General features: G+C 72.0%; 23 protein-coding genes and 2 pseudogenes. 10 read left to right on the forward strand and 15 right to left on the reverse strand.

Features of this window, described 5'->3' with window-relative positions:
* Nucleotides 1–77: 77 nt before the first annotated feature.
* The gene (locus tag ACZ6A9_RS06765; protein WP_468979683.1) at nucleotides 78–722 is read right to left on the reverse strand and encodes a PhzF family phenazine biosynthesis protein; all 645 of its coding nucleotides are present in this window, start codon (nucleotides 720–722) and stop codon (nucleotides 78–80) included.
* A gap of 60 nt (nucleotides 723–782) precedes the next feature.
* Complete coding sequence (locus ACZ6A9_RS06770; RefSeq protein ID WP_468979691.1) at nucleotides 783–1,196, reverse strand: hypothetical protein; 414 nt, start codon at nucleotides 1,194–1,196, stop codon at nucleotides 783–785.
* A 445-nt stretch (nucleotides 1,197–1,641) separates the two neighbouring features.
* On the opposite strand from ACZ6A9_RS06770, the gene ACZ6A9_RS06775 reads away from it, so the two are divergent.
* From ACZ6A9_RS06775 to ACZ6A9_RS06790, 4 genes and pseudogenes are all read left to right on the forward strand, one after another.
* Complete coding sequence (locus ACZ6A9_RS06775; protein WP_468979693.1) at nucleotides 1,642–3,360, forward strand: sodium:solute symporter family protein; 1,719 nt, start codon at nucleotides 1,642–1,644, stop codon at nucleotides 3,358–3,360.
* Between the two features lie 16 nt (nucleotides 3,361–3,376).
* Complete coding sequence (locus ACZ6A9_RS06780; RefSeq protein ID WP_468979695.1) at nucleotides 3,377–3,508, forward strand: putative transporter small subunit; 132 nt, start codon at nucleotides 3,377–3,379, stop codon at nucleotides 3,506–3,508.
* 112 nt (nucleotides 3,509–3,620) lie between these two features.
* Nucleotides 3,621–3,767: pseudogene (locus ACZ6A9_RS06785) on the forward strand (iron transporter); the annotation flags it as partial.
* A complete protein-coding gene (locus ACZ6A9_RS06790) occupies nucleotides 3,718–4,704 on the forward strand; it encodes an SCO2278 family lipoprotein (protein ID WP_468979697.1) in 987 nt (328 codons plus the stop codon). The pseudogene ACZ6A9_RS06785 and the gene ACZ6A9_RS06790, both read left to right, overlap by 50 nt.
* 24 nt (nucleotides 4,705–4,728) lie before the next feature.
* Here ACZ6A9_RS06790 and ACZ6A9_RS06795 read toward each other — a convergent pair whose 3' ends face one another.
* Entirely contained in the window at nucleotides 4,729–5,466 is a 738-nt protein-coding gene (locus ACZ6A9_RS06795) for a bifunctional DNA primase/polymerase (protein ID WP_468979700.1), read from the reverse strand.
* Between the two features lie 224 nt (nucleotides 5,467–5,690).
* Between ACZ6A9_RS06795 and ACZ6A9_RS06800 the strand changes: the two genes are divergently transcribed.
* A complete protein-coding gene (locus ACZ6A9_RS06800; RefSeq protein WP_468979702.1) occupies nucleotides 5,691–6,557 on the forward strand; it encodes a glycerophosphodiester phosphodiesterase in 867 nt (288 codons plus the stop codon).
* Nucleotides 6,558–6,631: 74 nt separating this feature from the next.
* Here ACZ6A9_RS06800 and ACZ6A9_RS06805 read toward each other — a convergent pair whose 3' ends face one another.
* Nucleotides 6,632–7,285 (reverse strand): TetR/AcrR family transcriptional regulator, encoded by a 654-nt coding sequence (locus ACZ6A9_RS06805; RefSeq protein ID WP_468979709.1) that lies wholly within the window; start codon nucleotides 7,283–7,285, stop codon nucleotides 6,632–6,634.
* A 113-nt stretch (nucleotides 7,286–7,398) separates the two neighbouring features.
* Here ACZ6A9_RS06805 and ACZ6A9_RS06810 point away from each other — a divergent pair, with 113 nt between their 5' ends.
* Nucleotides 7,399–7,614: a DUF6243 family protein gene (locus ACZ6A9_RS06810; RefSeq protein ID WP_468979711.1), complete on the forward strand. Its 216-nt coding sequence runs from the start codon at nucleotides 7,399–7,401 to the stop codon at nucleotides 7,612–7,614.
* Here ACZ6A9_RS06810 and ACZ6A9_RS06815 read toward each other — a convergent pair.
* The 3 genes from ACZ6A9_RS06815 to ACZ6A9_RS06825 all read right to left on the reverse strand — a co-directional run bounded on the left by ACZ6A9_RS06815 (nucleotide 7,611) and on the right by ACZ6A9_RS06825 (nucleotide 11,211).
* Nucleotides 7,611–8,612 carry a small ribosomal subunit Rsm22 family protein gene (locus ACZ6A9_RS06815; protein WP_468979714.1) on the reverse strand — a complete coding sequence of 334 codons (1,002 nt, stop codon included), beginning with the start codon at nucleotides 8,610–8,612 and terminating at the stop codon, nucleotides 7,611–7,613. The two genes, ACZ6A9_RS06810 and ACZ6A9_RS06815, sit on opposite strands and share 4 nt — an antisense overlap.
* Before the next feature lie 116 nt (nucleotides 8,613–8,728).
* Nucleotides 8,729–9,898: a serine hydrolase domain-containing protein gene (locus ACZ6A9_RS06820; RefSeq protein WP_468979717.1), complete on the reverse strand. Its 1,170-nt coding sequence runs from the start codon at nucleotides 9,896–9,898 to the stop codon at nucleotides 8,729–8,731.
* Complete coding sequence (locus ACZ6A9_RS06825) at nucleotides 9,859–11,211, reverse strand: multidrug effflux MFS transporter (protein ID WP_468979721.1); 1,353 nt, start codon at nucleotides 11,209–11,211, stop codon at nucleotides 9,859–9,861. Before ACZ6A9_RS06825 ends, ACZ6A9_RS06820 begins: the two co-directional genes overlap by 40 nt.
* Nucleotides 11,212–11,356: 145 nt before the next feature.
* Here ACZ6A9_RS06825 and ACZ6A9_RS06830 point away from each other — a divergent pair, with 145 nt between their 5' ends.
* Nucleotides 11,357–12,394, forward strand: coding sequence for a Gfo/Idh/MocA family protein (locus tag ACZ6A9_RS06830; protein ID WP_468979726.1), 1,038 nt, complete (start codon nucleotides 11,357–11,359; stop codon nucleotides 12,392–12,394).
* Here ACZ6A9_RS06830 and ACZ6A9_RS06835 read toward each other — a convergent pair.
* The 5 genes and pseudogenes from ACZ6A9_RS06835 to ACZ6A9_RS06855 all read right to left on the reverse strand — a co-directional run bounded on the left by ACZ6A9_RS06835 (nucleotide 12,381) and on the right by ACZ6A9_RS06855 (nucleotide 17,139).
* Nucleotides 12,381–14,024, reverse strand: coding sequence for an alkaline phosphatase D family protein (locus ACZ6A9_RS06835; RefSeq protein WP_468979732.1), 1,644 nt, complete (start codon nucleotides 14,022–14,024; stop codon nucleotides 12,381–12,383). The genes ACZ6A9_RS06830 and ACZ6A9_RS06835 overlap by 14 nt on opposite strands.
* A 364-nt stretch (nucleotides 14,025–14,388) precedes the next feature.
* Nucleotides 14,389–15,377: pseudogene (locus tag ACZ6A9_RS06840) on the reverse strand (aldo/keto reductase).
* A gap of 113 nt (nucleotides 15,378–15,490) precedes the next feature.
* Entirely contained in the window at nucleotides 15,491–15,919 is a 429-nt protein-coding gene (locus ACZ6A9_RS06845; protein ID WP_468979735.1) for a PIN domain-containing protein, read from the reverse strand.
* Nucleotides 15,916–16,167, reverse strand: a complete 252-nt coding sequence (locus tag ACZ6A9_RS06850; RefSeq protein WP_399985602.1) for a type II toxin-antitoxin system Phd/YefM family antitoxin — start codon at nucleotides 16,165–16,167, stop codon at nucleotides 15,916–15,918. Before ACZ6A9_RS06850 ends, ACZ6A9_RS06845 begins: the two co-directional genes overlap by 4 nt.
* Nucleotides 16,168–16,170: 3 nt before the next feature.
* The gene (locus ACZ6A9_RS06855) at nucleotides 16,171–17,139 is read right to left on the reverse strand and encodes a DUF1731 domain-containing protein (protein ID WP_468979744.1); all 969 of its coding nucleotides are present in this window, start codon (nucleotides 17,137–17,139) and stop codon (nucleotides 16,171–16,173) included.
* Between the two features lie 139 nt (nucleotides 17,140–17,278).
* Here ACZ6A9_RS06855 and ACZ6A9_RS06860 point away from each other — a divergent pair, with 139 nt between their 5' ends.
* A complete protein-coding gene (locus ACZ6A9_RS06860) occupies nucleotides 17,279–17,548 on the forward strand; it encodes a hypothetical protein (RefSeq protein WP_468979746.1) in 270 nt (89 codons plus the stop codon).
* A gap of 397 nt (nucleotides 17,549–17,945) precedes the next feature.
* Here ACZ6A9_RS06860 and ACZ6A9_RS06865 read toward each other — a convergent pair whose 3' ends face one another.
* The 3 genes from ACZ6A9_RS06865 to ACZ6A9_RS06875 all read right to left on the reverse strand — a co-directional run bounded on the left by ACZ6A9_RS06865 (nucleotide 17,946) and on the right by ACZ6A9_RS06875 (nucleotide 19,703).
* Complete coding sequence (locus ACZ6A9_RS06865; protein WP_149549652.1) at nucleotides 17,946–18,677, reverse strand: DUF7873 family protein; 732 nt, start codon at nucleotides 18,675–18,677, stop codon at nucleotides 17,946–17,948.
* Between the two features lie 139 nt (nucleotides 18,678–18,816).
* Nucleotides 18,817–18,987 (reverse strand): hypothetical protein, encoded by a 171-nt coding sequence (locus ACZ6A9_RS06870; RefSeq protein ID WP_468979749.1) that lies wholly within the window; start codon nucleotides 18,985–18,987, stop codon nucleotides 18,817–18,819.
* A gap of 86 nt (nucleotides 18,988–19,073) precedes the next feature.
* Complete coding sequence (locus ACZ6A9_RS06875; RefSeq protein WP_468979751.1) at nucleotides 19,074–19,703, reverse strand: ATP-binding protein; 630 nt, start codon at nucleotides 19,701–19,703, stop codon at nucleotides 19,074–19,076.
* 147 nt (nucleotides 19,704–19,850) lie between these two features.
* Between ACZ6A9_RS06875 and ACZ6A9_RS06880 the strand changes: the two genes are divergently transcribed.
* Both ACZ6A9_RS06880 and ACZ6A9_RS06885 read left to right on the forward strand, forming a co-directional pair.
* Complete coding sequence (locus ACZ6A9_RS06880; protein WP_468979754.1) at nucleotides 19,851–20,771, forward strand: helix-turn-helix domain-containing protein; 921 nt, start codon at nucleotides 19,851–19,853, stop codon at nucleotides 20,769–20,771.
* Nucleotides 20,768–20,983, forward strand: coding sequence for a DUF397 domain-containing protein (locus ACZ6A9_RS06885; RefSeq protein WP_468979759.1), 216 nt, complete (start codon nucleotides 20,768–20,770; stop codon nucleotides 20,981–20,983). The genes ACZ6A9_RS06880 and ACZ6A9_RS06885 overlap by 4 nt, the downstream gene beginning before the upstream one ends.
* The last annotated feature ends 215 nt before the right edge of the window (nucleotides 20,984–21,198 follow it).

Raw genomic sequence — 21,198 nt, forward strand, 5'->3', positions numbered from 1 at the left:
GATGCCGGAGACCGCACCGTCCGAGGCACTCCCCCGTGCGTGAGACCGCCCGGGCATACGGCCGCGCGGCGAAGCCGTCAGCGCTCCAGGTAGACCCGGCCGCCGATCTCCGTCCAGCCCTCGGGCTGCGGGGCGGTCAGGATCTGGGATCCGGTGCCCTGGGTGATGTTCAGGGCCCGGCCCAGGCGGTCGGTGAGCAGGAGTGCCGCCGCGCCCGTCGCCTCGTCCTCGTCGATGCCGTCGTCCCGCCCCGGGAAGGCGCGGGCGCGGATCCGGCCGGCCGCCTCGTCCAGCCAGGCCCAGGCGTAGATCCACTCCCCCTTCGGCGGCACGGGCAGGTCGTCGACCTCGGCGGCGGTGGCGTACTGGCGCAGGGTGCGCGGCGGCACCCACTCCGCCCGCGCCTCGATCCAGCAGAACTCCCCGTCCTGCCGGGCGCCCATCACCCCGGCGGGGACGACGAGTTCGGGGACGTCGATCAGCCAGGCCGTGCCGACGCAGGGATGGCCGGCGAAGGGGAGGCGCAGGGTGGGGGTGTAGATGTCGATCACCCCGCGCTCGGGGTCGTCGACGAACACGGTCTCGCTGAAACCGAGTTTGGCGGCGAACGCCTGCCGCTCCTCCCGCTCCGGCATGGCGGATCCGTTGCGGACGACACCCAGTTCGTTGCCGTACCCGCCACGGGGCCCGCAGAAGACACGCAGCACGTCGTAGTCAGTCACGGGGTGCATTCAAGCACCGCGCGCAGGGCTACGTCGTCCCAGGTGGCGGGGCACCTGCGGCTACCGGTCCGGCGGGATCGCGGCGACCGTGACCTGTCCGTCCATCAGGCACTCGATGATCACCGGGCTGCCGAGCGGATGGATCCAGAAGTGCGGACCCGCGTCCAGGATGTCCCGGGCGTGCCGCACCGCTACGTCCGCGGGCATGGTCACGGCCGGCATCACATAGTTGGCCCAGATGACGGCGATCCGGTCCCCGCGCCGCACGTACGGGAACAGCAGGTCGGCCGCCATCCTCGTCCAGTCCTCCTCGTCGTCCCACCAGAGGCGGTCCTCGTACGGAGTGGAGCGGAAGTCGATGACGTCACCGGCAGCGGCCGGGAACCTGCTGAGGCTCGCCGCCGCCAGTTCGCGATTCTCGGCGACATCGAGCCTCACCACCTGGCGGCCGTCATCATCGCGCGCATCGTTCATGAATTCCGGAAGGTATTCCGGGTGAGTTCCATAGGAACTGATATCCGTCACGCATTCCACTCCGGAAAAGTAGTCGCACCCCGCGGCCAACCTCAGCGCCCTCTCCGTCCACCTGCGGAGCGGTATCACCACCCGCCAGAAGCGCCTGGCGGAGCCGATCACAGGTCATCGGCATAACAAAATGATCAACTTCACGAACGCAACTGGCAAACGAATAGCCGAAAAGGGGCGACCCGAAAGCGCACCCTCCCGGCAAATACCCCATCGGACATGTCCCCGGTTGTACGACTTGAGGGAACATCGAGGTGGCGCAGCCCGAGCGGAGCCGGCCGGCGCGACCTCGTCGCGTCCTGAAAGAGCTGTTACCGTGCGGAAAGTTTGCGGGCTCAAAGGGCCCGCCGTTTTGGTGAACGCCCCGGGTTTCAGCGATGAGGAGGTGGCGCCTGTGGGTGGACTGGAAACAGCTCAGTTCAGCGCACTGGTGGTCGTGGGTCTGCTGGTCTTCTTCTACGGGGGGACCTTCCTGATCTCGACCCGTATCGGCAAGAAGGAAGAGAACGCCGACGGCTACATGACCGCCGGCAACAACATCGGTTTCGGTATCTCCGCGGCCAGTATGACGGCGACCTGGATCTGGGCGTCCTCCATGTACGCCTCCGCGACGTCCGGGTACACCTACGGCATCTCCGGGCCCATCCACTACGGGCTGTGGGGGGCGCTGATGATCCTGTTCATCTACCCCTTCGGCAAGCGGATCAGGGCCGTGGCGCCGAAGGCGCACACCCTCGCCGAGGTCATGTACGCCCGGCACGGCCGTTCCAGCCAGCTGATGCTGGCCGGGTCGAACATCGTCGGCAGCCTGATCAGCCTGATGTCCAACTTCCTCGCCGGTGGCGTGCTGATCTCGATGCTGTCGCCGTTCACCTTCACGCAGGGCGTGTTCGCCGTCGCCGCGGGCGTGCTGCTCTACACCCTGTGGTCCGGTTTCCGCGCCTCGGTGCTCACCGACTTCGTGCAGGTCGTCGCGATGCTCGGCGCGGTCGCCGTCATCGTCCCGTTCATCTTCGTCGCGGCCGACTTCCCCGCGGCCTTCGAGACCGGCGCCGGCCACCTGACCGCGGAGCAGGGCGACTTCTTCTCCAGCACGGCCTTCATGGAGCAGGGCGCCCCGTACATCGCGGCGGTGCTCGCCTACGCGATCGGCAACCAGACCATCGCGCAGCGGCTGTTCGCGGTGAAGGAGAGCCTGATCAAGCCGACCTTCCTCACGGCGACGGTCGGTTACGGCGCCATGGTGATCGGTGTCGGCATGCTCGGTGTGCTCGCCCTCTACCTCGGCTACGAGCCGGTCGGCGGCGACGTGAACAACATCATCCCCGGGATGGCCGCCGAGTACCTGCCGCCCGTGCTGCTGGCGGTGTTCTTCATCATGATCGTCGGTGCGCTGTCGTCGACCGCCGACTCCGACCTCGCGGCCCTCTCCTCGATCATGATGGCGGACGTCTACGGCCAGAACGTGGCCGGCAAGGAGAAGGCGAACCCCAGGACGATGCTGCTGGTCGGCCGGAGCACGATGGTGGTGGCGACCGCGGCGGCCGTGGCGTTCGCCAGTCTCCAGCTGAACATCCTGGACCTGCTGGTGTTCGTCGGCGCGCTGTGGGGCGCCCTGGTCTTCCCGGTGCTGGCCAGCTTCTACTGGGACAAGGTCACCGGGAAGGCGTTCACCACCTCGGTGGTCGCGGCGCTCGCGGTGTTCCTGCCGGTCCGCTTCGGCTGGATCCCGGTGGACGGGATCTTCGGCGTCGTGGTGGACGTGCTGTCGGTGGTCGGCATCGGTGTCGTCCTCGGCCTGATGGTGTTCGGCTTCTTCGGCGCCCGGGCGGCGAAGATCGTCGGTGTGGCGGCGGTCGTGGTCTCCGCGCCGTTCGCCGTCGGGTCCCTGCACGAGTACGCGACCCTGTGCGGCTCGCTGGTCGCCTACGCGGTGTCCACGATCGTCTGCTGGGCGATGAGCGCGCGCCGGCGCGAGGGCTTCGACTTCGCGCTCATCGCCCAGCGCACCGGTGACTTCGACGACGGCGACTCGGCGGCGGTCGCCGGCGCGGGCGTGGTCGCCCCGGCCGCGGACGGCGATCCCGAGCCCGCCGCAACCGCTACCCAGTGATCCCCCAGGAGGCAGCATGACCACCGCGGCCCTGACCGTCTACGTCCTGATGTGGCCCGTACTCGTGGCCGTCGTCCTGTTCGTGATCAGTCGCGGGTTCTTCCGCGAGTGGGCGCAGTCCCGGCGCGACGGGCGGGACTTGATCTGACGTCACGTCACGCGACATGGGGGAGCCCCTCTCCGGGGGCACCCCCGCGTCGCGTCCCACCCGGCCGTCCTGCGGCGCGACCTCGCGCCTCCGCCCGATCGGGGCCGGCCGGCAGGTCACGGTGTGGCCGCTGTCCGTGGTCCCGGCGCTCGCCCCGTCGGCCGCCCCGGTAGGGTTCGCCTCCGGGAAGGGGAAGGTGAAGGAACCGGATGAGCAGGGATCGCGGCCTTCGAAGGCTCCGCAGGCACCGCAGACTTGACACCTGCGTGCTCGTGACCGCTTTGTCGCTGACGGCGAGCGGCTGCGTGGTGGTGCACGGCGAGCGCGAGGTGCTCCCGGCCACCACCCGCGCCGAAGCCGCCGAAGCCCTCGCGGAGTTCACCGCCGCGTACAACGAGGCCGACAAGGCGTACGACAGTTCCCTGGACGCCGGGCACACCACCGGTGCCCTCGCCGACATCGACGCGGCGCGTCTGAAGGCCGGACGGGCCAACAACCCCCGGGGCAACCCCAGGCACACGCCGCTGGAGCTGACGGACGCGAAGTTCACCATCCCCGCGAAGGCGGGCTGGCCGCGCTGGTTCGTCGCCGACGCGGACGGCAACAAGGGCGGCGCGGCCCGCTGGCTGCTGGTGTTCACCCGGGACGCGCTGGACGAGCCGTGGGAGGCGGCGTACCTGACGCTGGTCGCCCCGGACGAGATACCGGACTTCACGACGGACAAGGACGGCTGGGCGGAGGCCGTGCCCGCGAACTCGACCGATGTAGTGGTGCCGCCGGGCGAGTTGAGCCAGGAGTACGCGACGTTCCTCAAGGACGGCGGGGACGTCTTCGCGGACGGCCCCCACACCAGCGCGTGGCGGGCGGCGCGGGCGAAGAAGTCGCAGCGGCCGGGTCTGGCCACGCAGTACATCGACGAATCGGTGACGCGCGGCGACTACGCTCCGCTGGCGCTGCGCACGAAGGACGGTGGGGCGCTGGTGTTCTTCGCCACGCGCCACTTCGAGAAGCAGACGGCCGCGGCGGGCGCGTCGGTGCCGACGCCGAACAAGGGCGTGCTGGCCCTGACCACCGGGGAGATCAGGCAGTCGCTCACCATGGAGTTCGTCTCCAGCGAGGTGGCGCTGGCCCCGGCCGACGGAGAGGTGCGGGTGCTGGGGCGCGTGCAGGGGCTGACGTCGGCGAAGGGCGAGTAGGTCCGGGTGCTCTTCCCGCCGGGTTCAGCGGCGCAGCGGCCAGGCCGTGCCCGTGTGGTCGGACTGCTCGCCGACGTGGCGGGCGCAGGAGTCGGTGAGGTACTCCAGCAGGCTCAGCGGGTCGGGGAGCGGATGCTCCAGGCCGCGCACCCAGTGCACCGACCGGTCGTCGTCGCCGGGGAGGCGGGCCGGTGGCACGAGGACGTAGGAGCCGCGGCAGTGCCAGCGCAGGCCGGGATGCTCGTCCATGGTCTCCGGGTGGCAGTCCAGTTCGCACGGCCACCACTCGTCCTCGTCCTCGGGGGTGCCGCGGGTGAGGGTGAAGAACAGCATGCGGCCGTCGTCGCTCTCGGCGACCGGGCCGACCTCGACGCCCGCGTCGAGCAGGCGGGTGAGCGCCTCGCGGCCGGCGTCGAGGGGGACGTCGAGGACGTCGTGCACCATGCCGGTCGCGGTGATGAAGTTGGCCTGCGGCTGGTGGCGGGCCCAGCGCTCGATCTGCTCGCGGTCGGTGGTGGACTGCGTCTGCCAGGCGAAGGACACCGGGTGCCGGGCGGGGGTGGGACAGCCCACGCGGTCGCAGGAGCAGCGGTAGCCGGCGGCGGGGTGCGCGGCGGGTGCGAGGGGCAGTCCCGCGTCGGCGGCGGCGAGCAGCAGGGCCTCGCGGCCGCCCTCGTCGGCGGCCGGCTTCGGACGGCGTCCGCGCAGCCACTGGGAGAGTTTGCCCTGTCGGCCGCTCGGGCCGCCGAACTCCGCGCTCATCTATCTCCTCGCCTCGCCGTCCTGCGCTTCAGCATGCCCTATGGTCCCACGATCGTGCGCATCGGGGGGCCAGAGCCCACAATCGGTGCAGGTGGGACGAGGGTGACCCGAACGGACGCAGGGTGCCGGGCGGCACGAAGGGGACGTCCGGCCGGCGGGGAGCGCGGGGTGGTATCGGGTGTCATGGAACGGTATGGCCGGATACGCCCGCCTACCGTGGTCACATGGTCACACTGATCGCGTCGACGGGCCTGGCTGCCGTGGCCTCCGTGGTCTCCCTGACCGCCTCCCTGACCCTCACGGGCGGGCACGCGGGCGGCCCTCCGCTGGAGTGGGGCGCGGGCCCGCTGACGGTGGACTCGCTGCCCCGGGTGCCGTACGTCGCCCATCGGGGCGGGGCGCGCGAGGTGCCGGAGAACAGCATGTCGGGGCTGATGGCGGCGTTCCGGCGCGGTACGGCGCAGGTGCTGGACGTCGACACGAGGGTGCTGCGGGACGGTACGCCGGTCGTCTTCCACGACGCGACCCTGAACCGCACGACGTTCCTCGGCGGCGAGGTGCGCGCACTGGACGCCGGGGAGTGGCGCACCGTACGGCTGCGTCCGCGTGACCGGCTGCCGGGGAGCTGGCGCGCGGAGCGGCCGCCGACGGTCGCCGAGGTGCTGGACCGCTTCGGCGGGCGGATCGTGCTGATGCTGGAGGTGAAGGACCCGCGCGGCCTCGACCGGCTGGCCGGGCTGATCCGCGCCCGCGGCCTGACCCGCTCGGTGTTCGTGAACACCAACGACCCCGGGGTGGCCCGCCGGATCCACGGCCTGGGCCTGCTGACCCAGCTGTGGCGCTCGGCCCGTCAGCTGCGCACCGACCGTCCCGGGCTCTGGCGCTCCTACGTCGACGTCCTCGACGTCGACATCGGGGCCCGCGACGCCGACCTGACCCGCGCGGTGCGCTCCGGCATCCCCAGGGTCTGGGCCCACACGGTCGTCACCCCGGCGCAGCGCGACCGCGCCCTGGCCCTCGGCTGCAACGGCGTCATCACGGACGCTCCGGGCCGTCTGTCCCGGCATCCGGTGCGCGGGCCGGGGCGGTGACCGCGGCACGGAGGCGGTGACCGCGGCGCGAGAAGTGCGGCCGGGGCGGTGAGGCGGCGGGGCGGAGCCGGGGCTCAGCGGGGCGCGATGCCGTTCAGGGCGTAGTCGACGAGGGTGTCGGTGTAGTCGTGGCTGATCGGGGCGGTGTACTGGAGCCAGCGCTGGGCGAGGGGCGAGACGAAGAGCTCCAGGGCGATGCGCGGGTCGACGTCCGCGCGGACGTCACCGGCCTCCTGGGCCGAGCGCAGGCGGGCGACGTAGAGCTGGAGCTGGGGTTCCAGCAGCCGGGCGACGAAGGTGCGGCCGAGCTCCTCGTTGACGACGCCCTCGGCGGCCAGGGCGCGGGAGGGGGCCTCGAAGACGGGGTCGCGCAGTTCGTCGACCGTGGCGCGCAGGACGGCCTTGAGGTCGGCGGCGAGGTCGCCGGTGTCCGGGATGCCGTGGACGGCCCCGCCGTCGGCCTGTGTCTCCCGGGCCGCCTCGGCCGCCTGCTCGCTCAGGTCGAGGAACGCCTCCAGGAGCACGTCCGCCTTCGACGACCACCAGCGGTAGATCGTCTGCTTGCCGACGCCGGCACGGGCGGCGATGCCCTCGATGGTGGTCTTCGGGTAGCCGACCTCGGCGACCAGGGCGAGGGCGGCGTCGTAGATGGCCCGTCGGGACCGCTCGCTGCGGCGGGTGGCGTCGGGGACGGGGGCGGGGTGACTGGCGGACTGGTTTCTGGCCATGGGTCGAATGTAACAGGTTGACAAGACGGCGCGTCTCGCCGGACAGTGGACTCGTCCACGGCGAGACGGCACGTCTCGTATCAGGTGTTGTGCTGAGGAGAGGGAATCCATCCATGGCCCGAGGCGGAGCGGGAAACATGCTGGGCGTCGGTGGCACCCGGCGGCACCTCGGCCGCGAGGCGCTGCGCGGCGGCGGGCGCGGCGGACGGATCGGGGGCGGGCTCGACGCGCGGGCACAGAAGCGCGAGCTGCTGCGCACACTGCGCGAGGAGCGCAAGGAGGAAGGGAAGCGGCAGGAGGAGGGAGAACCGGGCCGGACGTCCGGCTAGGCGTGGCCGGCCGGGGGCCAGGGGTCGCCCCAGTCGGTGTCGCGGGCGGCCCGGTACAGGTCGCCGTGGCGTTTGGTGACCGTGGTGCGGAGCAGGGCCGGGTCCGTCTCGCACAGGTCGAGGAGGACCTGGCCCTTGCGGATCTGCGGCTTGCGGACGACCCGGGCGGGGGCCGGCGTGGCCGGGAGGCGGGTGGCGGCCACGTAGCTGAACTTCTCGTCCTCGTACGGGAGGGAACCGCCCTTGACCTGCCGGTGCAGGGAGGAGCGGCTGACCCGCGCGGAGAAGTGGCACCAGTCCGTGCCGGGGACGATGGGGCAGGCGGCGCTGTGCGGGCAGGGGGCGGCGACGCGGAACCCGGCGGAGATCAGACGGTCGCGGGCCTCGATGACGCGGGCGTAGCCGTCGGGGGTGCCGGGTTCGACGATCACCACGGTCCGCGCGGCGCCGGCGGCGGCGTCGACGAGGGCCGCGCGGTCGGGCGCGGTGAGTTCGTTGAGGACGTAGGAGACGGTGACGAGGTCGGTGCCGGCGAGGGTGAGCGCCGCCCCGATGCGGGCGCGCTGCCAGCGGGTCGTGCGGTGCAGGGCCGGGTTCGCGGCGGCGAGTTCCCGGCCGAGGGCGAGGGCGGGCTCGGCCCAGTCGAGGACGGTCACGGGGCGGTCCCCGGCCCAGGTGGCGCTGACGGCCCAGGCGGCCGCCCCGGTGCCGCCGCCGACGTCGGTGTGGTCGCCGGGCGCCCATCCGGGCACGGTGTCCGCGAACGCCTCCAGCGCGGAGCGCACGGCCTCGAAGGTCGCGGGCATGCGGTAGGCGGCGTACGCGGCGACGTCGGCGCGGTCGCGCAGGATGGGGACGTCGGTGGGGGTGGCCCCGCGGTAGTTGGCGATCAGCCGCTCGACGGCCTGCGCGGCCTGCCGCGCCGGAAGCCCGTCGAGCGCCGCCGCGAGGGCGGAACGGAGCGTTTCGGCGGTGTGCAGGGGGGCGGGGGCGTTCACCCGGCGATTCTACGGGGCGGGCCGGACGGGCACGGCTGAGGTCGGGTGGACGCGGGCGCGGTACCGCTGCCGGGCGGACGCCGGTCGCGGTACCGCTGTGTGGCGGGGTGGCCCGTTCAGATCCCCCGTACCGCACGTGCCACGCGGGTCGCCGCCTCCGCCCTCGGTCTGCTGTCCGGGGAGCGGGGGCGGCGGGGGTGGACGGTGTTGGCGAGGAGGACGACGTAGGTGTCGGTGGCGCGGTCGAGGGTCAAAGACGTGCCGGTGAAGCCGGTGTGGCCGGCGGCGCCCCGGCCGGACAGTCCGCCCATGAACCACGGCTGGTCGACGGCGAAGCCCAGGCCCGGCGGGGTGAGGAGCAGGTCCACGAAATCGGGGCCGAGTATGCGGGCAGGGCCGTAGGAGCCGCCCGCGAGCAGGGTGCGGCAGAAGACCGCCAGGTCGCGGCCGGTGGAGAAGAGGCCGGCGTGCCCGGCGACGCCGCCCAGCGCCCAGGCGTTCTCGTCGTGCACCTCGCCCCGCAGCATCCCCCGGTCCGCCTTGGCCCACGGCCGCCGCTGGTCCTCGGTCGCCGCCGCGTCCGGGCACGGTCCGAAGGCGGTCGCGGTCATGCCGAGCGGGCGGGTGATGCCGTCGCGGACCAGGGTGTCGAGCGTGCGCCGGGTGAGGCGCTCCAGGACGTGCTGGAGGAGCAGCATGTTCAGGTCGGAGTAGCAGTACGTGCCGGGGACGCCGACCGGCGGCTCCGCGCGGAGCCTCGCCAGCCGTTCCGCGTCGTCGGCGCAGTCGTACAGGGGGAGTTCGGGCCGCAGTCCGGAGGTGTGGGTGAGCAGTTGGCGCACGGTGATGCCGTACCGCACCGCCGCGGTGAAGTCCGGGAGGTACGCGCCGACGCGGGCGTCGATGCCGAGCGTGCCCCGCTCGATCTGCTGGACGGCGGCCACCGAGGTGAACAGCTTGGTGAGGGACGCCAGGTCGAACGGCGTGTGCACGGTCATCGGGACGCGCCACTCCGGCGGCAGTTCGACCGGGGTGTCCGTCTCCTCGTCGTACGCCGCGTAGCGCACGGCCCAGCCCGCCGCCTCCTCCACCGCGAGCACCGGGCCGCGCCCGACGACCACGACGGCGCCGGCCGCCCAGGGCCTCTCGCCGCCGGTGCGGGCGTGGACCGCCCGGATCAGGTGCCGGAGTTCCCCGGCGTCGAGGCCGGCCCGTTCCGGTGTGCCGGGGCGCAGTCGTGGCGCGCTCAGACGCCCCCGCCCTTCTCGCCCGCGCGTCCGTTCCACGGGCGGCACATACCCAGGAAGCAGCCCAGCGCCACCAGGGCGGCGACCAGTTGGACGACGGCCATCGGGACGGCGGTGTCCTCGCCCGCGATCCCCACCAGTGGGGAGGCGATCGCGGCGACGAGGAAGGACGTCGTACCGAGCAGGGCGGACGCGGAGCCGGCCGCGTGCCGGGTGCGTATCAGGGCGAGCGTCTGGGTGTTGGGCAGGGTGATGCCCATCGCGGACATCAGCACGAACAGCGCGGTGGCCACCGGCACCAGCCCGGTCTCGCCGAACACACCCGTCGACATCAGCAGCAGGGCGACCGCGGCGACGACCACGACGGTGAGCCCGACTCCGAGCACCGTGTCCAGCCGGACCCGGCCGACCAGGATCCTCCCGTTGACCTGCCCCATGATCATCAGGCCGATGGAGTTGAGCCCGAACAGCAGGCTGAACGTCTGCGGTGAGGCGCCGTAGATCTCCTGTATGACGAACGGGGACGCGGCGACGTAGGCGAAGAGGGAGGCGAAGGCGAATCCGCCGACGAGCGTGTAGCCGGTGAAGGCGCGGTCGGCGAGGAGCCGGCGCATCGAGCCGAGGGCCTCGCCGACACCTCCGCCGTGCCGCTCGGCCGGAGGCAGCGTCTCCGGCAGCTTCGCCCACACGACCGCGGTCAGGAGCAGCCCGAGGACGGTGAGGACGACGAACACACCCCGCCAGTCCGTGATCCGCAGGACCTGACCGCCGATCAGCGGCGCCACGATCGGCGCGACTCCGGAGATGAGCATCAGCGTGGAGAAGAAGCGGGCCATGGCCACGCCGTCGTACAGGTCACGGGCGACCGCCCGCGCGATGACGATGCCGGCCGCGCCCGCGAGGCCCTGGGCCAGGCGGCAGGCGATGAGGAGTTCGACGGTCGGGGCGAAGGCGCACAGCGCGGTGGCGACGACGTAGACGGCGAGGCCGATGAGCAGCGGGCGGCGGCGGCCCCAGCGGTCGCTCATCGGGCCGACGACCAGCTGTCCGAACGCCATGCCGGCCAGGCAGGCGGTGAGGGTGAGCTGGATCGTGGCGGCGGGCGCGTGCAGGGACCGGGTGACCTCCGGGAGGGCGGGGAGGTACATGTCCATCGCGAGCGGGGGTGTGGCGGTCAGGCCCCCGAGGAGCAGGGTGACCAGCAGACTGGTGCGGCGGGCCGCGGTGGTGCCGCGGTGGTGCGGCGTGGCGGTCGCCCCGCCTCCCCCGGCCGCCGCCGGTGCAGTGTCCGGTGCCCCGCCTTCCGCCGGATTCGCCGCCGCGTTCGGTATGGACGCCCCACCCTCGGGCATGTGACCCCTCCCTTTTCATGCCATCGGCTCCCTATGCTCTCAGCTCGTGGGGAGTGCTCGGCGTCGACGACGATGTCATGGGAGCGCTTCCACGACGGTCCGGCGACCATGCGTCGACGCAACACGAACAGGGTGGGACGAACGAATGACGGAGCAGAGGACGCGCTGGGGAATCCTGGCGACCGGCGGCATGGCCGCGAGGTTCGCGGCGGATCTGGTGGGCATGCCGGACGCGGAGGTCGTGGCGGTGGCGTCGCGGTCGGCGGAGTCGGCGAAGACGTTCGCGGAGCGGTTCGGGATACCGCGGGCGTACGGCGACTGGGAGTCGCTGGCGCGGGACGAGGAGCTCGACGTCGTCTACGTCGCCACTCCGCACTCGGCGCACCGCGCGGCGGCCGGGCTGATGCTGGAGTCCGGGCGGAACGTGCTGTGCGAGAAGCCGTTCACGCTGAACGCGCGGGAGGCGGAGGAGCTGGTCGCGCTGGCGCGCGGCAACGGGCGCTTCCTGATGGAGGCCATGTGGATGTACTGCCATCCCATGGTGCGGCGGCTGAAGGCGCTGGTCGACGACGGGGCGATCGGTGAGGTGCGGCACGTGCAGGCGGACTTCGGTCTGGAGGGGCCCTTCCCTGCCGGGCACCGGCTGCTGGACCCGGCGCTGGGCGGGGGCGCGCTGCTGGACCTGGGGGTGTACCCGGTGTCGTTCGCGCAGTTGCTGCTCGGTGAGCCGTCGGACGTCGCGGCGCGGGCGGTGCTGTCGGAGGAGGGGGTCGATCTCCAGACGGGAGCCCTGCTGTCCTGGGAGGGCGGCGCCCTCGCCTCGGTGCACTGTTCCCTCGTGGGCGCTACGGCGACCTCCGCGTCGGTGACCGGTTCGAAGGGCCGGATCGACATCGCGTCCGGCTTCTTCTTCCCGGAGCGGTTCACGCTGCACCGCAACGGCAGTGACCCGGAGGAGTTCACGGCCGACCCGGCCGACGGTCCCCGGGGCAGCCTCCGGCACGAGGCGGCCGAGGTGATGCGGGCGCTGCGGGCGGGTGAGACGGAGTCGCCGCTGGTCCCGCTGGACGGCACCCTCGCCGTGATGCGGACGCTCGACGCGATCCGGGAACGCGTCGGCGTCCGCTACCCGCAGGAGACCGCTCAGGCCGCCCCCGGGGTCCGGGAGGTCACGCCGGCTTGAGTCCGGGCTGCCCCGCCTCGGTCACGAAGGAGGCGGCGGTCGTGAGCGGCGCGCCCTGCGTGGTGACGTGGGAGACCGTCTTGAAGTCGGCGCGCGCCAGCTCACGGCCGAGGGAGACGGTCGTGTAGCCGCGCAGCCCGCTGTAGAACCGCAGGTGCGGGTTGGCGGCCATGTACGTCTCCCAGTTGGCCGGTTTCGCGGAGCCGTTGCCGCCGCTGGAGACGGAGGTGGTGACGATCTCCGTGCCCACGGTCCTGGAGTCCGGGTCGGAGAAGTCGCGTTTGATGTCGAAGCCGTAGTGGACGTGCACGTCGCCGGTGAGGACCATGAGGTTGTCGACACCGGCGGCCTGCGCGCCGGCCAGGACCCGCTCGCGGGAGGCCGGGTAGCCGTCCCAGGAGTCCATGGAGACCTTGGACGGTGCCGTGGTCGAGTTGAACCGCTGGGAGAACGTGACCTGTTGGGGCACGATGTTCCACAGGGCGTCCGAGCGGCGCCAGCCGCCGAGCAGCCAGCGTTCCTGGGCGTCGCCGGTGAGGGTGCGCGAGGGGTCCTCGGACCCGGGGCCCGGGTACTGCCAGCCGTCGCCGTAGGCCTGGTCGGAGCGGTACTGGCGGGTGTCGAGGACGTCGAACTGGGCCAGCCGGCCCCAGTGCAGGCGGCGGTAGAGCTTCAGGTCGGGGCCGGCGGGGAGCTGGGGCCGGCGGAGCGGCATGTTCTCCCAGTAGGCGCGGTAGGCGGCGGCCCGGCGCAGCAGGAACTCCTCGGGCGGGACGCTGTTCTCCGGGGTGTCGCCGGAGTAGTTGTTCTCGGTCTCGTGGTCGTCCCAGGTGACGACGAAGGGGTGCGCGGCGTGCGCGGCCCGCAGGTCGGGGTCCGTCTTGTAGAGGGCGTAGCGCAGCCGGTAGTCCTCCAGCGTCACGGTCTCCCGCCGGAACACCTCGGGCAGGGTGCCGGCCGGGTAGGCGCGGGCGCCGGCGACGTCGTTGACGGCGTACTCGTAGAGGTAGTCGCCGAGGTGGAGAACGACGTCCAGGTCCTCCTCGGCGAGGTGCCGGTACGCGGTCCAGTAGCCCTGGTCGTAGCGCTGGCAGGAGACCACGCCGAAGGTGAGCCCGGCGGCCCGGGAGCGGGTGGCGGGCGCGGTGCGGGTGCGGCCTGCCGGGCTGACGAAGCGGCCCGCGCGGAAGCGGTAGTGGTAGACCTGGCCGGGGGCGAGGGGGCCCGCCTCGACGTGCACGGTGTGGTGGAACTCGGGGTGGGCGGTGGCCTTGCCCCGTCTGACGACGCGGCGGAACCGTTCGTCGAGGGCGATCTCCCAGTCCACGGTGACGCGCCGCGCGGGCAGTCCCCCGTCGGCCTGGTACGGGACGGGCGCCAGGCGGGTCCACAGGAGCACGGAGTCGGGGTGCGGGTCGCCGGAGGCGACGCCGAGCGTGAAGGGGTCGTCGGTGATCCGGGCGGGGTCGAGTTCGGCGGCGGCCGCGGTGCCCGCGCCGGGCACGTTGACCGCGAAGGCGAGCGCGGCGGCGGCGCCGGTCACGGTCAGGAAGCGGCGGCGGCCGATGTGCCGTGCGACGGCGCGGAGTTCGGGGTGGTGCGGGGTCCGGCGGAGCTCGGGTGTCGTCATGCGTTCCTCCCCTGGCATGTGGATGCGAGGGGAATTGGAGTGCGCCGGGACGACCATTCATTGACGCGTACACAGCATTCGGATGACGGTCGCATGAGTTCCGGGGGCGCCGGGTGCGGGACCGGCCCGCGGCATGACGAGCCTCCACATACGGAATATCGAGGTCCGCCCCCTTGTGGCCGGTGGCGGACTTATGCTCAACTCGCCCACACCAAAGCTTCACATGTGGAGTGGGCGTCTTCCGCAGGCCATGTCCAGGGGGAGGCGGCAGTCGTTCCACACCGCCGGAGGGGGTGGCCCCGCGCGAGCGCGGGTACGCACCGGTGGGTGGAACGGCTGCCGCGCAAGACGTCCGCCCCGGCGGCTACCCGCCGGCCAGGACGCGCCCCGCCTCGGCCATCTGCTCCTCGTCGAGCGGGCCCTTCTCCAGCGCCGCCGCGTTCTCCTCGGCCTGGGCGACCGACCGGAAACCGGGGATCGGCACGGTGCGCGGGCTGCGCGCCCAGAGCCAGGCGAGGGCGCCCTGGGCGAGGGTGCGCCCGTCGCTGGTGAGGACCTCCCGCAGCGCCTCGACGCGCGCGAGCCACTCCGGGTCGGCGCCCGTCCCCGCGCCGAACCCCCGCAGCCAGACCGGCGGTCTGCTGCGGATGTCCCCCTCCTGGAGCGGCGCCCGGCCCGCCTGCTTCCCGGTGAGCAGGCCCATGGCGAGCGGGCTGCGGTTCACGGAGGCGAGGTCCTCCTCCTCGCACAGCCGGAGCATCGCGGGGGCGTCGTCGAGCACGTTGAGCGCGTGCTGTACGGCGGCGCAGTGCGGCCCCTCGGCGAACACGGCGGCGCGCTGCGGGTCGTCGGTGCTCCAGGCGTACGCCCGGATCAGTCCCTCCGCGACCAGGTCCTCGCAGGTGTCGCGCAGCCGGGCCGCCCGCTCGGGGTCGGCGTCGGCGATGTGCAGTTGGTAGAGGTCGATGTGGCCGGTGCCGAGCCGGCGCAGTGAGGCGGTCAGGGCGCGGCGCAGGTGTTCCGGCGAGTCGTCGCTGCCGGTGAGGGTGCGGGTGTCCGGGTCGAAGACGTTGCCCCACTTGGTGGCGACGACGACCTCGTCCCGGCGCCGGCCGAGGGCCCGGCCGAGGATGTGCTCGCTGTGGCCCGTCCCGTAGACGTCGGCGGTGTCGAAGAAGGTGACGCCCAGGTCGAGCGCGCGCCGGACGGCCCGCACCGATTCCTCGTCGTCGACCTTCCCCACCCCAGCGGCTGCCCGTCCGGCCCCTGCCACTCCCCGCCGATCGCCCAGCAGCCGAACCCGAGGGCGCTGACCTCGATACCGCTGCGCCCCAGTGTGCGCGTGATCTCCATGGCCGGGACGTTACGAGTTCGAGCGCGCGCTAAGGCAAGCCGCCTGGCGGCCGGTCCTCAGCGGCACGGGCACCCGACGCGACCCCGGGACCCTGTCCGCACGCCACCCGGCGTCACTGGTCGTCGGGCCACAGCCGGAACGCGGCGTGCCCGGTCAGGGGGCGCACCATGCGGAAGTGCCGACGGTCCAGGGTGAGGATGGCGTCGGTGTGATACTCGGCCGCCATCACCACGTTCATCGTGTCCGTGAGGCCGATCTGCGGGTACCTGCGCATGGTGACCAGGGCCGTCGACAGGTGCGGTTCGATCTCCGGGACGGCGTACCTGCGCACGGCGGCACGGTCGCGGACATGACTGAGTGCCGCGTGTGCGGCTTCGGGCCCCACACGTGTGCTCAACAGGTAGTCGAGTTCCGCGAGGACCAGCGGCGTCACCACCAGGTGGGATGCTGCCGCGACGGCCTTGCGGCAGGCCCCGTGTTCGGGATCGTCCGCGTCGAACAGGGAGAACAGGCCCGAGGTGTCGGCGACGAGCACGGTCATGCGCCGAACCCTTCCAGGTAGGAGCCGCGCCCCTGGGACCAGTCGATCCTGGAGCCACTGCGGAAGACGGGGATGTCGTCGTCATCGCCCATCGGGTCCGTGGGGTGATCGGGTACGGGTTCCTCGGTGACCGGCGACAGTATGGCGACCGGCCGTCCGTTCTTAGTCACCGTGATCCGCTCTCCGCGCTCGGCCGCGGCGAGGATCTTCGAGGCGTTCTGGTTGAAGTCACGCGCGGTCGTCTCCATGTACTACAGGATAGTACGTGGGGCGTCCTTCCCTCCGTCCCGTCGACGCCGCACCAGGTCGCGGGCCGCGTCCGGCCACGCCGGGTGGGTGAAGCCGAAGCCCGCGTCGAGCAGCCGTCCGGGGACCACCCGCCGGCTCTTGAGCAGCAGTTCGGTGTCCGAGCGGAGCGCGAACGCGCCCACCTCGGCCATCCACCGCGTCGCCGGAAGCCCTACCGGCACACGCCACGCCCTGCGCAGGCCGCGCATGAACTCCCGCTGCGGCAGGGGCTCGGGGGTCGCGAGGTTCACCGGGCCGGTCAGATCCCCCCGGCCGATCAGGAACTCGACGGCGCGGACGAAGTCGTGGTCGTGGATCCACGACACGTACTGCCCGCCGCCCGCGACGGGCCCGCCCAGACCGAGCCGGGTCATCCACGACAGGACGTCGAAGACTCCGCCCCGGTCGGGGCTCATCACCATGGCGGAGCGCATGGCCACCTTGCGGGTGTGGGGGGTGTCGGCCTCTTCCTGCTCCCGCTCCCAGCACCTGGCGATCTCGACGCTGCGGGACCAGTAGCCCGGCACGTCGGGCTCCGTGCCGCCGATGACGCCGGTGGCCTCGTCGTGGGGCGCGTCGAAGCGGTGGGCGTAGACGGTGGCGGTGCTCATCTGGAGCCAGACCCGCGGCGGGCGCACCGCCGCGCCGATCGCCTCGCCGACGACGCGGGTGGACAGCACCCGCGAGTCCATCATGGCGCGGAGGTTGGCGGGCGTGTACCGGCAGCTCACGCTGCGCCCGGCGAGGTTGATCACGACGTCGCTGCCGTCGATCTCGCCGGCCCACTCCCCCGGGGTCCGGCCGTCCCAGTACACCTCCCCCGGTCCCGCCGGCCGCCGGGTCAGCACCACGACCTGGTGCCCGGCAGCGCTCAGCGCACGCTTGAGGACGCTTCCCACCTGCCCGGTGCCCCCGGGAATCACGATCTTCATCAGCCCCGCCCTTCGTCGGGCCTCACCCTACACAGCTTTTGAACGTGTTCAAATATCTGCTCCGACGTGTCACGATGGCGGGTGCGGGGGTCCGTCACCCGCACGCCGACGAGCCGACCACCTCGAGCGAGGAGCCACCATGGCCACCGCATCCTCATCCGCATCCGAAGACAGCCCCGCGACCCTCTACGGCCCGGTCTCTCTCGTCCTCGGCACGGCCGCCCTGGTCGCCGCCGTGTTCGCCGGGCTCCTCGGCATCGCGCTCCCGCTGCTCCTCGGCAGCCTGGCCGTCACCTTCGCGGTGCTCGGGCTCGGCCGGGGGCTCCACCGTGTGCGGTGCGGCGTCGGCCTGACCACGGGATCGCTGAGCGTGCTCTACCCGGTCCTCCTGGCCGCGGCCTGGACATGACGTGGCGGAGCCCGGGAGTCGTATCCAGCTCCCGGGCCCCTGGGGATGCCACCCACGTGCGCACGCCGGCGGCGTTTAAGAGGACGGATCAGTCATCATGCCGTCGTGTTCTTCCTTTGAACTACCGCGCCAGGAAAGAGGCGCAGGCGAGAGTCGAACTCGCATCCGACGGCGTTCGTCCGTCCCCGGTCGATCCGGCGATCGGCGGCGATGCTGAGACTGGAGCGAGAGTCTGAGATTGACCGCGGCCGCCGTCTCGGCGAGCCGCGCTTTCAGGCTGAACTTCAGTTTCAGCTTGCGCTCCTGGCACGAACCGGTCCTCAATCCGGCCCGCGCCCCGTAGCGCACCCCCGCGCTCGCACGCGGGGGCGATCATGATGGCTATCTTCGGTCGGCGTCAGCCGAACAGGTAGCCGAACACCGCGTCCCCGACCCGCTGGTCGGTGACCTCGGCGCCGTTGGCCTCCTCGCGGGCGAACTTGACCGCCTGCTGGAGCTTCTCGACCCGCTCGGCGAGCTCGTTGACCCGCCGCGCGGGGAGCGCCCCGGAGAACTTCACGGTCGTCCAGTACCCGATGGGCACGTCCTCGTAGTACACCTCGACCTGCGCCGGGTGCTTGTCGGTCGCCTCCGCCTTGACGTGGTTGCGCGGCACCTTCTTCGTACGGATGGTCCGCACCGGGTCGGTCTTCCACCAGTCCGTGGACGGGTCGTGGGACCAGGACTCGGCGGCGTCGAGGGTGGGCAGCTTCTTGACGAAGGTGTGCAGATCGGTGAGCTGCTTCTCCAGGAAGAGGAGATAGCTGACCGGCACGTCGGCGACGACGGTCCGCCCGTCGACGGTGACGTCCGCCCGGGCCGTGCAGTTCGCCCAGTCCTTGGTGGCGGTCACGTCGAACAGCCGGGTCAGCGAGGCGGCCATCTCCCGCAGCACGTCCTCCCCCTGCACCTGCACCCGCGTCGACTCGGGCGGCAGCTGCTCGCCCTCCTCGTCCTTCGGCTGGTACGTCCGCGAGATCCCGGCCAGCAGCGCGGGCTTCTGCACCTTGGCGTGCGCGGCGTTGATGTCCTGGAGCGACTTGCTCTTGACACCCTTCTCGACAGCGATGATCTGGTTCAGCTTCGCCATGTCGCGTTCCCCCTCTTCGAACACCAGGGAACCTATCGGCTGGCAGCTCTCGGCTCAGCTCATTTTCCGCCGGCCCGGCGCTGACACGGGAGTCCCCGGCCCGGGCAGCTGGTGGAGGCCTAGCCCTCCACCGCTGCGGTCACCTCGCGCCGGCCTCCCGCAGCCGCCGGTCCAGCTCTGCGTCGAGAGCCACCAGATCGCTCTCGCTCGGGTCGTAACCGTTCCACTCGCGCAGGCCGATACGGACCTGTTCGGCCCGCGTCGTTCGCTCCTCGGGGATGCCCGGGCCACCGGGTTGGTACGACGACACGTCAGGAATCCTGAGGGCAGACGTCGCGGTGATTGATCAGGGCCCGCTGTGCGTGCGGCGTGAAGCGCGTGACGTACCCCATACGGTCAGTCCTGCCCGGCGCGGAGCATGGCGGCCATCTCCTCCCGCGAGACCGCCCCCTCCAGCCCTTCGGACTCGGCTTCGTCGGCCAGCCGGTTGAGATGTGCATCAAGTGCGGCCTGAACCTCGTGCTCCGCCCAGACCGTCTTGCCCGGACCGTCCGGTCGCGGATGCCAGCCCCAGTGGGCGGCGAGCGCTGCGACCAGGAGGAGGCCCCGGCCGGTTTCGTCGACGGCGGGGACCGCGGGCCCGGGGTCGCCCGGCCGGCGCGGGACCCGTTCGCCCCGGGTGTCGGTGACCTCGACCCGGACGGTGGCGGAACCGGGCCCGGTGCGCAGGTGGAGCCGGAGGTGGAAGTCCCGGCCGGGGACGTTGCCGTGCAGCACGGCGTTCGCCGTCAGTTCGGCGACGATCAGCGCGACCGCGTCGTGGTCGTCGGTGTCGTACGCGACGCCCCAGGCGTCCAGGCGGACGGCGGTGAGACGCCTGGCGAGACGGGCTCCGCGCGGGGTGGAGGTGAACCGCATCTGAAAGGTGCGGCCGGCCGACGCGAGTTCGGGTGGGGTCTTGGCCAAGTGAGCGATGGGGGTGGCGAGTCGGCCGGGGCCGGTGAGGCCGGCGGTGTTGTGCGTCATGCCGACCACGGTCCCGTTGGTCGCGTAGCGTGACCAGTGGTGACGCACCGACGCGGCCCGCTGTACGCGAGGTGTCGGCGCGCGTACGAGGCGTGCGGCGTGACGGCGTCCCCGGCGGGCGCGTTGAGCCGGAGAAGGCGGTGGTGCATGACGAAGCGTACGGACGCGGAAGCCCTCGCGGGCGGCGGCGACGGCGGAACGGTCGTGAGTGTCGGGGACGGGTGGGAGAGCGACGACGGCGGGGGCGGCGCGTGCCGTCCCGAGGACGGCGGCGGCAGGGGCGTGGTCGCCGCGTTCGGGCAGACCCTGAAGACGCTGCGGCTGCGGGAGGGGCTGGACCGGGCGGAGTTCGGGAGCCGCATCGGGTACTCGGCGGCCACGGTCGCGTCGTTCGAGCAGGGACGGAGGATTCCGTCGCCGAGGACGATCGAGCGGGCGGACGAGGTGCTGGGGGCGGGCGGGCTGCTGTGCGTGTGGAAGGAGGAGGTGGAGCGGGCTCAGTATCCGGTGTTCTTCCAGGGCATGGCGGCCTTGGAGAAGGAAGCCATTGAGCTGCTCGCCTACGACACGCTCGTCGTCAAAGGGCTGCTCCAGACGGAGGAGTACATGAGGGCACTGCTGGGGATGCGGCGCCCGGTCTTGGATCCGGAGACCATCGAGCAACGGGTGGCGGCACGACTGGCCCGGCAGGACATCTTCGACCGCTGGCCTGCGCCGTTGTTGAGCTTTGTGATGGACGAGTCAGTGTTGCGGCGTCCGTATGGCGGAAAGGACGTGCTGCGTGGACAGTTGGAGCAGCTTCTCCTCTTCGGCCAAAAGCCGAACGTCGAGATTCAGGTGATGCCACTCGACTGCGCGGAGAACGCAGGCGTGGACGGTCCGTTCACCGTCGTCACCCGCAAGGACGGCAAAAAGTTCGCGTACGTCGAGGCCCAGGGGACCAGCGCCCTCCAAACCGACCCAGAACAGACGGCTCTTGCCGCCGCCCGCTATGGGATCATCCGATCGCAGACTCTCACTTCGCGAGAGTCCCTGACGCTCATCGAAGGGTTGCTGGGATCGCTATGAACAACGCTGAGTCCTCGACCGCCGCGTCCGGCTTCGCCTGGTTCAAGAGCAGCTACAGCGGAGCCGAAGGCGGCGATTGTGTAGAGGTGGCGGCCGGTACGGCAGTCGTGAGCGTCCGGGACTCCAAGGCCGCCGCCGGGCCCGTCCTCACGGTGTCACGTGACGCGTGGGCGGGGTTCGTCGGGCTGGCTACCTCGGAGCGGAGCGTCTGACACGCGTACGGTCACAAGAGCCCTGCCGGTCCCATCGGACGGCAGGGCTCCCGTGTGCGCCGGCCAACGTCTCTGCTCAGCGACGCCCCGCCAAGGGGCGGTTTTCGGCCGATGCGCGATCCCCGGCCGCTCGGCCCCCGGGCAGCTCTGTCGCACCTGATAGTTGATCAATAACCTTGTGCGGTACATGAAATGACGTCTCTCCTGGGAGCCCC

The sequence above is a fragment of the Streptomyces sp. NPDC041124 genome (assembly GCF_055592385.1).

What these genes read in the sequence shown, in the direction of transcription:
- ACZ6A9_RS06850 (WP_399985602.1), bottom strand. Translation starts at nt 16,167, where the DNA reads ATGGAGACGACCGCGCGTGACTTCAACCAGAACGCCTCGAAGATCCTC.
- ACZ6A9_RS06790 (WP_468979697.1), top strand. Translation starts at nt 3,718, where the DNA reads ATGAGCAGGGATCGCGGCCTTCGAAGGCTCCGCAGGCACCGCAGACTT.
- ACZ6A9_RS06780 (WP_468979695.1), top strand. Translation starts at nt 3,377, where the DNA reads ATGACCACCGCGGCCCTGACCGTCTACGTCCTGATGTGGCCCGTACTC.
- ACZ6A9_RS06880 (WP_468979754.1), top strand. Translation starts at nt 19,851, where the DNA reads ATGACGAAGCGTACGGACGCGGAAGCCCTCGCGGGCGGCGGCGACGGC.
- ACZ6A9_RS06800 (WP_468979702.1), top strand. Translation starts at nt 5,691, where the DNA reads ATGGTCACACTGATCGCGTCGACGGGCCTGGCTGCCGTGGCCTCCGTG.
- ACZ6A9_RS06885 (WP_468979759.1), top strand. Translation starts at nt 20,768, where the DNA reads ATGAACAACGCTGAGTCCTCGACCGCCGCGTCCGGCTTCGCCTGGTTC.
- ACZ6A9_RS06795 (WP_468979700.1), bottom strand. Translation starts at nt 5,466, where the DNA reads ATGAGCGCGGAGTTCGGCGGCCCGAGCGGCCGACAGGGCAAACTCTCC.
- ACZ6A9_RS06825 (WP_468979721.1), bottom strand. Translation starts at nt 11,211, where the DNA reads ATGCCCGAGGGTGGGGCGTCCATACCGAACGCGGCGGCGAATCCGGCG.
- ACZ6A9_RS06845 (WP_468979735.1), bottom strand. Translation starts at nt 15,919, where the DNA reads ATGACCGTGCTCGTCGCCGACACCTCGGGCCTGTTCTCCCTGTTCGAC.
- ACZ6A9_RS06835 (WP_468979732.1), bottom strand. Translation starts at nt 14,024, where the DNA reads ATGACGACACCCGAGCTCCGCCGGACCCCGCACCACCCCGAACTCCGC.
- ACZ6A9_RS06810 (WP_468979711.1), top strand. Translation starts at nt 7,399, where the DNA reads ATGGCCCGAGGCGGAGCGGGAAACATGCTGGGCGTCGGTGGCACCCGG.
- ACZ6A9_RS06855 (WP_468979744.1), bottom strand. Translation starts at nt 17,139, where the DNA reads ATGAAGATCGTGATTCCCGGGGGCACCGGGCAGGTGGGAAGCGTCCTC.
- ACZ6A9_RS06770 (WP_468979691.1), bottom strand. Translation starts at nt 1,196, where the DNA reads ATGAACGATGCGCGCGATGATGACGGCCGCCAGGTGGTGAGGCTCGAT.
- ACZ6A9_RS06865 (WP_149549652.1), bottom strand. Translation starts at nt 18,677, where the DNA reads ATGGCGAAGCTGAACCAGATCATCGCTGTCGAGAAGGGTGTCAAGAGC.
- ACZ6A9_RS06830 (WP_468979726.1), top strand. Translation starts at nt 11,357, where the DNA reads ATGACGGAGCAGAGGACGCGCTGGGGAATCCTGGCGACCGGCGGCATG.
- ACZ6A9_RS06805 (WP_468979709.1), bottom strand. Translation starts at nt 7,285, where the DNA reads ATGGCCAGAAACCAGTCCGCCAGTCACCCCGCCCCCGTCCCCGACGCC.
- ACZ6A9_RS06875 (WP_468979751.1), bottom strand. Translation starts at nt 19,703, where the DNA reads ATGACGCACAACACCGCCGGCCTCACCGGCCCCGGCCGACTCGCCACC.
- ACZ6A9_RS06860 (WP_468979746.1), top strand. Translation starts at nt 17,279, where the DNA reads ATGGCCACCGCATCCTCATCCGCATCCGAAGACAGCCCCGCGACCCTC.